Origin of the sequence: Neorhizobium sp. LMR1-1-1.1, assembly GCF_040675795.1 — a bacterium.
In the GTDB taxonomy this organism is placed as follows: domain Bacteria; phylum Pseudomonadota; class Alphaproteobacteria; order Rhizobiales; family Rhizobiaceae; genus Neorhizobium; species Neorhizobium cellulosilyticum.
Map to the genome: position 1 here is coordinate 1,043,056 of NZ_JBEGHE010000001.1, position 12,956 is coordinate 1,056,011.

The 12,956-nt window shown below is 57.3% G+C and carries 8 protein-coding genes; 2 read left to right on the plus strand and 6 right to left on the minus strand.

The window, feature by feature from the left end; all coding sequences use genetic code 11:
- Positions 1-4: 4 nt before the first annotated feature.
- Positions 5-3,781 (plus strand): methionine synthase, encoded by a 3,777-nt coding sequence (gene metH, locus MRBLMR1_RS04925; protein WP_148147577.1) that lies wholly within the window; start codon positions 5-7, stop codon positions 3,779-3,781.
- A 170-nt stretch (positions 3,782-3,951) separates the two neighbouring features.
- Here the strand turns inward: metH and MRBLMR1_RS04930 are convergent, their stop codons facing one another.
- The 6 genes from MRBLMR1_RS04930 to MRBLMR1_RS04955 all read right to left on the minus strand — a co-directional run bounded on the left by MRBLMR1_RS04930 (position 3,952) and on the right by MRBLMR1_RS04955 (position 10,766).
- Positions 3,952-5,010 carry an acyltransferase family protein gene (locus tag MRBLMR1_RS04930; protein WP_148147578.1) on the minus strand — a complete coding sequence of 353 codons (1,059 nt, stop codon included), beginning with the start codon at positions 5,008-5,010 and terminating at the stop codon, positions 3,952-3,954.
- A 315-nt stretch (positions 5,011-5,325) separates the two neighbouring features.
- Complete coding sequence (locus MRBLMR1_RS04935) at positions 5,326-6,675, minus strand: MFS transporter (protein WP_183685861.1); 1,350 nt, start codon at positions 6,673-6,675, stop codon at positions 5,326-5,328.
- Between the two features lie 169 nt (positions 6,676-6,844).
- Entirely contained in the window at positions 6,845-7,906 is a 1,062-nt protein-coding gene (locus tag MRBLMR1_RS04940) for an ABC transporter ATP-binding protein (RefSeq protein ID WP_148147580.1), read from the minus strand.
- 12 nt (positions 7,907-7,918) lie between these two features.
- Entirely contained in the window at positions 7,919-8,710 is a 792-nt protein-coding gene (locus tag MRBLMR1_RS04945; RefSeq protein ID WP_148147581.1) for an ABC transporter permease, read from the minus strand.
- A gap of 11 nt (positions 8,711-8,721) precedes the next feature.
- The gene (locus MRBLMR1_RS04950; RefSeq protein ID WP_148147582.1) at positions 8,722-9,597 is read right to left on the minus strand and encodes an ABC transporter permease; all 876 of its coding nucleotides are present in this window, start codon (positions 9,595-9,597) and stop codon (positions 8,722-8,724) included.
- 65 nt (positions 9,598-9,662) lie between these two features.
- Positions 9,663-10,766 carry an extracellular solute-binding protein gene (locus tag MRBLMR1_RS04955; protein ID WP_148147583.1) on the minus strand — a complete coding sequence of 368 codons (1,104 nt, stop codon included), beginning with the start codon at positions 10,764-10,766 and terminating at the stop codon, positions 9,663-9,665.
- Between the two features lie 525 nt (positions 10,767-11,291).
- Here MRBLMR1_RS04955 and MRBLMR1_RS04960 point away from each other — a divergent pair.
- Positions 11,292-12,791, plus strand: coding sequence for an amino acid permease (locus MRBLMR1_RS04960; RefSeq protein WP_183685862.1), 1,500 nt, complete (start codon positions 11,292-11,294; stop codon positions 12,789-12,791).
- Positions 12,792-12,956: the final 165 nt, after the last annotated feature.

Genomic DNA, 12,956 nt, shown 5'->3' on the forward strand with positions numbered 1-12,956 from the left:
TGCCTTGTTCGATGAACTGTTCGGTCCCGAAGGTGCTCGCCGTAATGGCGCAGAAATTCTGGAAGCTCTCAAAAAAGCCGCCAGTGAGCGCATTCTCGTGATCGACGGTGCCATGGGTACGCAGATCCAGGGGCTGGGTTACAACGAGGATCATTTTCGTGGTGAGCGCTTTATCGGCTGCGCCTGCCATCAGCAGGGCAATAACGACCTTCTGATCCTGACGCAGCCGCAGGCGATTGAGGACATCCATTATCGTTATGCTATGGCTGGTGCCGATATTCTCGAAACCAACACGTTTTCGTCTACACGTATTGCGCAGGCGGATTACGAGATGGAAGGCGCGGTTTATGACATGAACCGCGACGGTGCTCGACTCGCCCGCCGTGCTGCAATCCGCGCCGAAAAAGAAGACGGCCGTCGCCGTTTCGTCGCAGGCGCTATAGGCCCGACCAACCGCACCGCTTCTATTTCGCCCGACGTCAACAATCCCGGTTATCGCGCCGTGTCCTTCGATGATTTGCGTATCGCTTATGGCGAGCAGATCGACGGACTGATCGATGGTGGTGCCGACATCATCCTGATCGAGACGATCTTCGATACGCTGAACGCCAAGGCTGCGATCTTTGCCTGCGAAGAGCGTTTCGAGGCGAAGGGCGTGCATCTGCCGGTGATGATCTCCGGCACGATCACCGACCTTTCCGGCCGCACGCTGTCGGGGCAGACGCCTTCCGCCTTCTGGAACTCGGTCAACCATGCCAATCCATTCACCATCGGTCTGAACTGCGCGCTCGGCGCCGACGCGATGCGGCCGCATCTGCAGGAACTATCTGCCGTTTCCGACACGTTCATCTGCGCCTACCCGAATGCCGGCCTTCCGAACGAATTCGGACAATATGACGAAACGCCGGAGATGATGGCGCGCCAGGTGGAGGGTTTTGCCCGCGAAGGTCTCGTCAATGTGGTCGGCGGCTGCTGCGGCTCGACGCCGGACCATATTCGCGCAATTGCGGAAGCCGTGGCCAAATATCCGCCGCGGGCGCTTCCCGAACATGTGCCGTTCATGTCGCTGTCGGGGCTCGAGCCTTTCGTGCTGACCAAGGACATTCCCTTCGTCAACGTGGGCGAGCGCACCAACGTCACCGGCTCGGCGAAATTCCGCAAGTTGATCACCAATGCCGATTATACGGCGGCATTGGCTGTCGCGCGCGACCAGGTGGAAAACGGTGCGCAGGTCATCGACATCAATATGGATGAAGGCCTGATCGACTCGGAAAAGGCGATGGTCGAATTCATCAACCTGATCGCCGCAGAGCCGGATATCGCCCGTGTGCCGGTGATGATCGACTCGTCTAAATTCGAGATCATCGAGGCTGGCCTTAAATGCGTGCAGGGCAAGGCGATCGTCAACTCGATCTCGCTGAAGGAAGGCGAGGAGAAGTTTCTGGCGCATGCCAAAATCGTGCGCAACTACGGTGCCGCCGTCGTCGTCATGGCGTTCGACGAGACGGGGCAGGCCGACAGCTATGAGCGCAAGGTCGAGATCTGCACTCGCGCCTACAAGATCCTGACCGAACAGGCGGGTTTCCCGCCGGAAGACATCATTTTCGACCCGAACGTGTTTGCCGTCGCGACCGGTATCGAGGAGCACAACAATTACGGCGTCGACTTTATCGAGGCGACGCGGACTATCCGCGAAAGAATGCCGCTCGTGCATATTTCGGGCGGTGTCTCCAACCTGTCCTTCTCCTTCCGCGGCAACGAGCCGGTACGTGAGGCGATGCATGCCGTGTTCCTCTACCATGCCATTCAGGCAGGGATGGACATGGGCATCGTCAATGCCGGCCAGTTGGCGATTTACGAGAATATCGATCCGGAACTGCGCGAGGCCTGCGAGGACGTCGTACTGAACCGCCGTGCCGACGGCACCGAGCGGCTGCTTGAGGTCGCAGAGCGGTTCCGTGGCGGACCGGGCAAGGAAGCCAAGGTTCAGGACCTGGCATGGCGCGAAAAGCCGGTCGAAGAGCGTCTGTCGCATGCTCTGGTGAACGGCATCACCGACTATATCGAGGCAGATACGGAAGAGGCTCGGCAAAAGGCAGAGCGTCCGCTGCATGTTATCGAAGGCCCATTGATGGCCGGTATGAACGTGGTCGGCGACCTGTTCGGTTCGGGCAAAATGTTCCTGCCGCAGGTGGTGAAATCAGCCCGCGTCATGAAGCAGGCGGTGGCCGTGCTGCTCCCGTACATGGAAGAAGAGAAACGGCTTAATGGCGGCGACGAGCGCAAGTCGGCCGGCAAGGTGCTGATGGCGACCGTCAAGGGTGACGTACATGACATCGGCAAGAACATCGTCGGCGTCGTGCTTGCCTGCAATAATTACGAGATCATCGATCTCGGGGTGATGGTGCCGGCGACGAAAATCCTCGAAACGGCCGTGGCCGAGAAGGTCGATATCATCGGGCTTTCCGGTCTGATCACGCCGTCGCTCGACGAGATGGTGCATGTGGCGGCCGAAATGGAACGCCAGGGTTTTGACGTTCCGCTCTTGATCGGCGGGGCTACGACCAGCCGTGTGCATACGGCGGTAAAGATCCATCCGCGTTACGAAAAGGGGCAGGCGATCTATGTGACCGATGCCAGCCGTGCGGTGGGTGTTGTATCGGCATTGCTGTCGGAAGAGCAGAAGCCGGCCTATGTCGAGGGCATCCGTGGCGAATATGCGAAAGTTGCCGAGGCGCATGCCCGCAATGAACGCGAGAAATTGCGCCTGCCGATTGCCCGTGCCCGTGCCAATGCGGAGAAGGTGGATTGGGCCGCCTATGAGCCTGTTAAGCCGCAGTTCACCGGCAAGAAAGTGTTCGAGACCTATGATCTTGAGGAACTGGCCCAATATATCGATTGGACGCCATTCTTCCAGACATGGGAGCTGAAGGGTCGTTATCCGGCGATCCTCGAGGACGAGAAGCAGGGCGAGGCAGCGCGTCAGCTGTGGAGCGATGCCCAAGCGATGCTGAAGAAGATCATCGCGGAAAAGTGGTTCCGTCCGCGGGCGGTTATCGGCTTCTGGCCGGCAAATTCGATCGGCGACGATATTCGCCTGTTTACCGACGAAAAACGCTCCGAGGACCTTGGTACTTTCTTTACCCTGCGCCAGCAGCTTTCGAAACGCGACGGGCGGCCGAATGTGGCGCTGTCGGATTTCGTGGCGCCGGTCGATAGCGGAAAGGCAGATTATGTCGGCGGGTTCGTCGTCACGGCGGGTATAGAGGAAGTGGCGATCGCCGAGCGGTTCGAGCGGGCAAATGACGATTATTCCTCGATCCTGGTCAAGGCGCTGGCAGACCGTTTCGCGGAGGCGTTCGCCGAACGCATGCACCAACGCGTCCGCAAGGAATTCTGGGGTTATGCCTCAGACGAGGCATTCAGTAACGACGAGCTGATTCACGAGGAATATGCGGGCATTCGTCCCGCACCCGGTTATCCGGCCCAGCCGGATCACACTGAAAAGGCTACCTTGTTCTCGTTGCTCGATGCGACGAATGCGACTGGTGTTGAGCTCACTGAAAGCTATGCCATGTGGCCGGGTTCGTCGGTCTCGGGTATCTATATCGGCCATCCTGCCAGCTACTATTTTGGTGTCGCAAAGGTCGAGCGCGATCAGGTGGAAGATTATGCGTCGCGCAAGGGGATGGCGATTGAAGAGGTCGAGCGCTGGCTGGGGCCGGTCTTGAACTATGTACCCGGCGGTGCGGCTGCGGAAGCTGTTGAGGACGCCGCTTAACGGTTGAACAAAAAAGCGATTTGTCGGAGGGCTCGATGAGCCTTCCGACATCTCATGTTGATTTATCGGCCAAATATGTTCCGTCAGCCATAGCTGGCATGGTTGGTGCTGGTGTGGGATATCGTGGGCACGTCTGCCGTTGTGGCTTTCTGCGCGCGGCTCATAAGCTTTCAGGCAGGGCTTTTTACTATTGGCGCGTTTGCGCGCTTGAGCGCGGCCATGACGGGCAATTCGATCCTGATTGTGACCAGATAGCAGATCGCTATTATGATGGGGGCCAGGATGGCCGCTTCCAACAGGCCTCCCTGCGATTTTGTTATCATGACGAAAATACCGTTCAACCAGCAGAAGAGTGGGTAGTGCAGAGTGTAGATCGGATACGAAAGTGTTCCGCTGAACGTGGCGGCTGCTTTCAGTCTTGACGGCAGCTGCTGTTTGGCGCCGAGGACGACAAGTATCGGTGATACGATAATCGTCCAGATCGTCGCGTACCGACCCATTGGTATCGGCAGGATGACTAAAAGTGCAGTCATCAAAAGAAGCGCGACGAATAGTCTGCGACCCAAAACGCCAGGGTCCCAATCTTTGATCAACAGATTGGCGGCCAGAATGCCGACGAAGAACGAGCATATTACCCGCGGGAAACCCAACCAGAAATTCGCAGTCGTATCACCACCAAAGCCATAATAAAGGCAGGCGCCAGAAAGAGGAATTAGGATGGCGCAGGTGATCAGATAGAACCTTCGAGGGAGGGTGATCAGGAGTGCCGCCCAGACTATATTCACGAAAATCTCGAAAAACAGCGAGAATTGTGGTCCATTCAAAGGGAATACCTGAGGGCCGCCGATAGAGACGGGCGCATCCATATAGGGCACGGAAATCAACGACAAACTGGCTGCTTCCAGGACCATGGGGATGGTTGGGGCGTCAGATGACAAAAATCCCTTTGCGACGAGATAGCTGGCACTCATGAATGTCGCGAGCATGATCATTGGCCAAAGTCGCAGCACCCTCACTCGCAGAAATGGCAACAAGTCGGAGGAGGAACCTATTTTGTGCTGATATGCCACGACCATCACAAAGCCGCTGAGGCAGAAGAAGAAATCGACGGCTATACCGGCATTGGGAAGTAGCCAGGGTATGTTCAGCCAATGTGCTAAATGAAATAAAAGAACGCCAGTGGCGGCAATGAAACGCAATGCATCCAAGACTTCATAATGATTTCTCATGGAATTCTCGCGTCTTGCGGTGGTGCTTTTGTATTTTTATTTTATATTTCTATATTATTTTCGCGGTCAATTTAGATGAATTATATTTTGAATTTTTTCTGTTGATAATACTCACTGCAGGATGAGCGATCAGAACTTCGTATCTTCCAATGAAGCTGGACGTTATCTGAGCCAGTCATAGTCCAGCCGCGGCCTCTCTTGAGGATGGCGGTGCAGCGGTCTTTTCTGCCAGGCTTGGTTTCCGATGATCACATAGAAAAGCCGGAAAGTTTTATTTTCCGGCTTTTCCTTTTCATATCGCATTCAGTTTTGCGGTCAGGCTTTAGCCAACCGCGCTGTCAGTTCCTCGATGCCGGCTTCGGACTCGACCTTGTCGCCGTGCAGCATCAGGTAGATGCCGATGCCGACCGTCAATGCCGCGATGAACAGCAGATACCAGGCATGCGCCATAGGGTTGATGGCAAGCGCGGTGGTAACGCCAATCGGGGTGAGACCGCCGAATATGGCGTAGGAGACGTTGTAGGAGAAGGACAGGCCTGTGAAACGGACGCGGGCCGGGAAAGCACGAACCATAACATAGGGCACTGCGCCAACCAGGCCTACCGCCAGACCCATGACCGCATAAAGCGCGAACATGAGGGTGATCGACGTTGCAGCGAAGCTGTAGAAGGCCCACGTGGCTGCTCCAAAGACGACACCGGCGATCGTGAAGAAACGCCCCGAACCAACGCGATCGACAATGCTGCCGGCCGCTGATGTGGCGAAGATCAAGAAGAGGGTGCCGAAGCTTGTGGCAGCAAGCGATTGCTGGGCGGTGTAGCCGTAGATTTTCTGCAGCAAGGTTGCTGTCATCAGGGTCGTGACGACGATTGCTGCCGACAGGATCCAGGTGAGCAGCATGGAGATGACGACGCCGCGCAGATGGTCGCGCAGGACCGTCTTCAGCGGCAGTTCCGGAGCAAGCGCACGGCTGGCCTTCATCTCGACGAAGATCGGCGTTTCCTGCAGCCAGCGACGCATCCAGACAGAGAGGAGGCCGAAAATGCCGCCGATGAAAAACGGAATGCGCCATGCGCCATCGGCGATCGCTTCCGGCGTGAAGACCGTGTTGATTACGGTTGCAATGGACGAGCCAAGCAGAATGCCGAATGAGAGACCTGATGTCAGAAAGCCGCAGGCAAAGCCGACACGGCGGAAAGGGACGTGTTCGGCCACGAAGGTCCATGCACCTGGAACCTCGCCGCCGATGGCTGCCCCCTGCAGGATGCGCATCAATACGAGAAGGATGGGGGCGAGGACGCCGATCGTCGCATAGGTCGGCATGACAGCCATGCCGAGCGTCGACAGCGCCATCAAGAGGATCGAAAAGGCAAAGACCTTTTTGCGGCCGAACATGTCGCCGAAATGGGCAAGCACGATGCCGCCGAGCGGGCGAACGAGATAACCGGCTGCGAAAATACCGAAGGTCTGGATCAGCACCAGCCATTCCGGCATGTCCGGCGGAAAGAACAGTTTGCCGATCACCGTCGCGAAAAAGACGAAGATGATGAAATCATAGAATTCCAGGGCGCCGCCGAGCGCCGCGAGGCCGAGGGTTCTGAAATCCTGAGAGGTAAGACGGCGCGGTGCGGCTCTCGAAGGAGCCGATGAGGTAATCGAAGACATTGTATTCAACTGAAGGTACGGGGTGGGCTCCCGCTCAGGGAGATAGCGCCAACCGGAATGCGGCATGGGAGGCCGCATATCAAGGTTCAAAGGCCGTTTTTCCGGTCATTCCACTGGTATGGCGATGCAGTTTGGCAACAGGACTGATGCTGCCAACGAGCGCCGTTGATCAATCCTTGATCAATAACAGGTCGCTTGCCGCAAAGCGCAGGGTGACGGTTTCGCCCGGCTGCGGAAGGACCTTGTCCGGGGCGTTGAACATGTCGAAGGAAATCTTGTTGCCGCCGACGCCGAATTTCGTGCGAACGACCGAACCGAGGAAGTGAGACGAGACGACTGTTCCTGTGAGGGCGGTATCGCCTTTGGCGCTTTCTGCCAACGAACCCGCTTCCGGCCGCAGGGCGACGGAGACTTTTTCTCCAGATTTCAGAGCGCCGATAGGCTCGCGTAGAGTGATGACGTTTTCGCCGATACGGATCGTATTGGCGGCCGGGTCGGCTACTGCCGCGTCGATGATATTGAGCGTGCCGACGAATGAGGCGACGAAACGTGTTGAGGGGCGATTGTAGATATCCGATGGCGTACCGATCTGATCGGCACGGCCGGCATTCATGACGACGATACGATCGGATATGGACAATGCCTCTTCCTGATCGTGCGTGACGAAAACGGTGGTGATGCCAAGCTGGCGCTGAATCTGGCGGATTTCTTCGCGCAGCGATACGCGGATTTTTGCGTCAAGCGCAGAAAGCGGTTCGTCGAGCAGCAAAACCTGGGGTTTGGGAGCCAGCGCCCGCGCAAGGGCCACGCGTTGCTGCTGGCCTCCAGACATCTGATAGGGGTAGCGGTCGGCAAGGTGCTCAAGATGGATGAGCTTCAACATCTCCTTCACCCGCGCCTCTATCTCAGCCTTCGGCTGGCCTGCGACCTTGAGGCCGAAGGCGACGTTGTCGAAAACATTCATGTTGGGGAAGAGCGCGTAGGCCTGGAAAACCATGCCGATATTGCGCTGGCTGGTTTTCAGGCCCGACTGGTTCTTGCCGTTGATGGTTATCGTGCCGTCGCTCGGGGTTTCGAAACCGGCGATCATTCTGAGGATCGTCGTTTTGCCGCAGCCGGACGGGCCGAGAAAGGAGATGAATTCTCCCTTGTCGATCGACATGTTGAAATCCTTGACGACCTGGGTCTGGCCGAAACTCTTCTTGAGACTGTCGAGGACGAGGAAGGACATGGGCGGAATTCCTTAGGCGCGGCGGGTCGGCGCCATCTTGCTGAGACGAGAGACGAGCTGAATGAGGCCCATGGAAAGCCAGGTCATGGCGAAGGCGATGACAGCGAGAGCGGACGGCTCATAGGCCTTGTTGGCGCCGACAAGCTGCAGATACGGACCAAAGGCCGGGCGATTGAGGAGAGCTGCCATTGTGAACTCGCCCATGACGATCGCAAACGTGATGAACGCGCCCGACAGGACACCCGACATGACATTCGGGAAAATGCAGCGAAACAATATGGTTGGCCACTTTGCGCCGAGGATTTCGGCGGCCTCGGTCAGGGTGCGAACGTCGATCGTGCGCATCGCGGTGTCGACCGAACGATACATGTAGGGCAGCGACAGGGTGATGTAGGACATTACAAGAAGCACGTTGGTGCCGAATGTCGACCCGGTGAACGGGATGTAGGACGAGGAATTGTAGAGGCGCAAGTAACCGAAGACGATGACGATCGCCGGAATGACGAGAGGCATAAGGGTGACAAACTCGACCACCGGGCGCATCTGCGGCAAGCGAAGACGGACCCAGTAGGCCGTCGGTACAACAAGCAGCATACCGAAGGCGATGGTGAACAGCGCCATCAGAATGGAAAAGCCGAAGGTCTGCTGAAACTGGACATCGGAAAAGACCGATCCATAGGCGTCGAAGGAATATTCACCGCGACGCATGCGCAACGAGAATTCAAATGTACCGAGCAGCGGAACGAAAAAGTAGATCAGCCCGATAGCGATAGCGAGCCAGGCGAAGAATTTCGTCATCTTCATCTCTGTCGCCCTCACTTCTGCCAGCGTTCGGCGCGCATGCGCAGCCAGATATAGAGAATGTTCGACAGGCCGGTGATGACGATCATGCCAAGCGCCAGCGCATAACCCAGGTTCGGGTTATGCAACACGTCGCCGCGGATCTGCGCATAAAGAAGGATCGGCACGATATTGAGAGAGGAGCCGGTCAATGCATAGGCGGTGGCAATGGCACCGAAAGCATTGGCGAAGAGAAGCAGGCTGGTGCCGAGCAGGCTTGGCCAGAGGATCGGGAAGGCGACCATCCGCCAATATTGCCAAGTCGAGGCGCCGAGGATTTCCGAGGCCTCGCGCCACTCCTTCTTCAGGCCGTCGAGAGCCGGGGTCAGGATCAGAACCATCAGCGGGATCTGGAAGAACATGTAGGTGACGGTCAAACCGACGAAGGACAGGAGATTGAAACCGGTCGAATATAGATTGAAGCCGAACCAGTCGCGCAGGAATACCGTGACGAGGCCGGTGCGGCCGAGCGTGGCAATGAAGGCAAAAGCAAGCGGCACGCCGGCAAAATTCGAGGCGACGCCGGAAAATGTCAAAAGGCCGGAGCGAATCCAGGAGGGCAGGCCGCCGAGCACGATTGCCCAGGCGAGGAAAAAGCCGATCAGCGCGCCGCCGAGCGAAGAGGCAAACGAGACCTTGATCGAAATCCAGTAGGCCGAGAGGATTGTCGGTGTGAAAAGGTCAGCGATATTCTTGAAGGTGAACTGACCGTCCGGCGTGAAAAAAGCTCCCATCACGAGATAAAGCGTCGGAACGATCAGAAACATCAGCGCGAAAATCATGAACGGCGCGATGCCGAGCCAATCGATGACGGTGCGTCTGTCGATGAAGGACGATGATGCCGTTGTCATGAAATAGCGCTTCTGTGGGAGACGAAAGAAAGCCTCCCCGCCGACAGACGGGGAGGCGAGATGCATTACTGAACGTTGGCGCCGACGACCGAATCCCACTTGGTGGTGATGGCGGTCTTGCCTGCGGCCTGTTCGTCGAGAGTCGGGAACTTGGCCTTCTCGTAAGCTGCTGCCGGCGGCAGTGCGTCGAGCATTTCCTTCGGGATCTTGTTGTTCTTCGCAAGATCGTTGAAGCGGATCGGGTGGCAATATCCCTTCAGATAACCGAGCTGGCCTTCGTCGGAATAGATATATTCCATCCACAGCTTGGCTGCGTTCGGGTGCGGTGCGAAGGCCGAGATTGCCTGGACATATACGCCGGCGACAACACCGGTCTCCGGAACGACGACTTCGAGCGGCGGGTTGCCCTTCAGCGTGTCGCGCCAGGAGAGGCCGTTATAGTCCCAGGCGATGACGATCGGGGTGGAGCCCTGAGCGAGCGAGGCGGACTTGCCGATGACAGGCACGAAATTGCCAGCCTTGTTGATCTCCGAGAACAGCTTCAGGCCGGCTTCGCCAGCCTTGGTGGCATCGGTTTCGCCGCCGGCAAGACCGGCTGCGTAGACGGCCTGTACGGCCTGGTTGGAGCCGCGCGGGTCACCTGCGAGCGCAACCGAATTGGCATAGTCGGACTTGGTGAGGTCCTTCCAGTCCTTCGGGACTTCCTTGACGATGTCGGTGTTCACGACGAAGGAGAGAACGCCGTAATAGTCGCCATACCAGTGGCCGTCGGCATCCTTTGCGTCAGCCGGGATCGAATCCCAGGTGGAGACCTTGTAGGGCTGGATCAGGCCTTCGGCCTTGGAAGAGGGGCCGAAGGAGAGGCCGACGTCGATGACGTCAGGCGCCTGCGGACCGGTATTGCCCTTGTTGGCCTTGATCGCTTCGATTTCGTCACCAGAGCTTGCGTCCGGGTTCAGTTCGTTGACTTCAATGCCGTACTTCTTCTTGAAGCCGGCAATGATGTCACCGTAACCGCACCAGCTGTGGGGTAGCGCAATGGTCGTCAGCGAACCTTCCTTCTTGGCGGCTGCGATCAGTTCGGCGCTCGGCTCGGCAAAAGCGAAGCTTGTGGATGCGACGACTGCGGCGGTCGTCAGCGAAAGCAGGCGATGAGCGTTCTTGAGCACGGATGTCCTCCTGAGGTTTGATCGTGTCGGCGGCAACTCGTAGTGCGGTATCGTGAACTGTATGTGACAGTCGATTGCCGGATCATCAGGCCATAAGCTCCAGCTTTCAAAGCATTTTTTTCGCGATCGTCAAAAACGGCGGGGCTGCGGCTGTGGATAACCGGGTCGGGACGTCGTGGATGGAACACGTAAGGCGCAATTTGGCCAGATGCAGGATGAAGTTCCATTTGACGACAACTTGAAAGTGAAGAATGCTTGCATCAATCTTTCGTTTACGGTGTCCGGTCGTCTTCTGAATGGCCGCGTCTGCCTCGTGATTTCGGAGGATGATGCATTTCAACAGATCGGTCGAGGGATCGCGACTGGTCTGAAACACGGTAGGGCCATCTGGCAACAACCGAACAAGATCCTCCTGGGAGTCGTCAAAGCTGTGCGGTCCGGACACCGAAATATCGGGTCTTGACGGTCTATGGGCATATCCGGCCGCTGGGGCAGGAGCCCTTTGCTTTGAGCAGGAGAAGGGGAATGGAAAGTTCATCTGCTGGCGTCAGCTACAAGAAGGCTGATGCATCCTATTTCGATAAGCGCGGTCTGTCGCGTTATGCCGGTGTCTGGTCGCTTTGGGCGCTCGGGGTCGGTGCCGTTATTTCCGGGCATTTCTCGGGCTGGAACTTCGGTTTTGCGACCGGCGGCTGGGGTGGCATGCTGGTGGCAGGCATGATCATCGCGGTCATGTATCTCGGCCTGACATTTTCGATCGCGGAAATGAGCCCGGCGCTGCCGCATACCGGGGCGGCCTACTCCTTTGCCCGCACTGCGATGGGGCCGTGGGGCGGATTTCTCACCGGTCTTTGTGAAAACGTTGAATATGTGCTGACGCCGGCGGTCATTGTCACCTTCATCACGGCTTATGTGAACTCGATCCTTGGTCTCGATCCAGCCTATTCGCCGCTTCTGTGGATATTGTTCTATGGCGTATTCCTGGCGCTGAATGTTTTCGGCCTGGAACTTTCGTTCAAGGTAACATTGGTTATCACGCTGATTTCTCTGGCGGTGCTGGTGTTCTTCTGGATTAGCGCCATCCCGAACATGGATTTCTCCCGTTGGGCGCTGAATATCGGTGTTGGACCGGATGGCTCGGCGATCGAATTGCCCGAAGGTAACGGCGACTGGTTCCCATTCGGTTTTTCGGGTGTTCTTGCGACGCTGCCCTTTGCCGTGTGGCTGTTTCTTGCCATCGAGCAACTGCCGCTGGCGGCGGAAGAGTCCGTCGATCCGAAGCGTGACATGCCCAAGGGGATCATTCTCGGCATTATTACCCTGATGGTCTCGGCCTTCATGATCGTGCTTCTCAATCCGTCATTGCCGGGTGTCGGGGCCTTCCATTTGGGTTCGGCGCTCGAGCCGCTGCTTGATGGCTTCAAGGCCGTTTATGGTGACAGCGGTGTCGTCATCCTCGGGCTCGTGGCGCTGACCGGACTGATCGCCAGCTTCCACACGATCCTCTACGCGCAAGGCCGGCAAATCTATTCGCTTTCGCGTGCCGGTTATTTCCCGACTGCGCTCTCAGTTACTCATCCAGTCTACAAAACGCCTTATGTTGCGATGATGGCCGGTGCTGCCGTTGGTCTTGCAGTCATGTTGGTCATCTGGTTCGCGCTCGGCGCGGAGCAGGGCGGGACGGTGATCGGCGCAGTGCTCCTGAACATGGCCGTTTTCGGAGCGATGTTCTCCTATATCATGCAGGCGATCTCCTTCATCATCCTGCGCAAGAAGCTGCCAAATATCGAGCGGCCGTTCCGCTCGCCGCTTGGCATCCCCGGTGCTGCTCTGACAATCGGGATTGCCGTCGTCACGCTGATCTATCAGGTCCAGGATCCGAATTTCTTCAAGGGTGTGGTCTGGGTCGTCATGTGGTTCGCCGTGGCGATCGCCTATTTCGCCATCGTCGGTCGCCATCGGCTGATTCTCTCCCCGGAGGAAGAGTTTGCCATGGGGCACAAGGAGGCGGCGTCGCTCGCCTGATCAGGAAGGGCAAGAAAACGGGGCGATCGCTGTTTGGTGTCGCCCCGTTGATACCCGAATGCATCAGTTTACGGTGATGCAGCCGCGCCAGGCTGCGAATTAACCGCTGATTAACCATCTTTGGAAAAGATGTAGCTGAGAAGGCCCCATGCTTCGGGGATGCCA

What these genes read in the sequence shown, in the direction of transcription:
- MRBLMR1_RS04930 (WP_148147578.1), bottom strand. Translation starts at nt 5,010, where the DNA reads ATGAGAAATCATTATGAAGTCTTGGATGCATTGCGTTTCATTGCCGCC.
- MRBLMR1_RS04935 (WP_183685861.1), bottom strand. Translation starts at nt 6,675, where the DNA reads ATGTCTTCGATTACCTCATCGGCTCCTTCGAGAGCCGCACCGCGCCGT.
- MRBLMR1_RS04940 (WP_148147580.1), bottom strand. Translation starts at nt 7,906, where the DNA reads ATGTCCTTCCTCGTCCTCGACAGTCTCAAGAAGAGTTTCGGCCAGACC.
- MRBLMR1_RS04945 (WP_148147581.1), bottom strand. Translation starts at nt 8,710, where the DNA reads ATGAAGATGACGAAATTCTTCGCCTGGCTCGCTATCGCTATCGGGCTG.
- MRBLMR1_RS04950 (WP_148147582.1), bottom strand. Translation starts at nt 9,597, where the DNA reads ATGACAACGGCATCATCGTCCTTCATCGACAGACGCACCGTCATCGAT.
- MRBLMR1_RS04960 (WP_183685862.1), top strand. Translation starts at nt 11,292, where the DNA reads ATGGAAAGTTCATCTGCTGGCGTCAGCTACAAGAAGGCTGATGCATCC.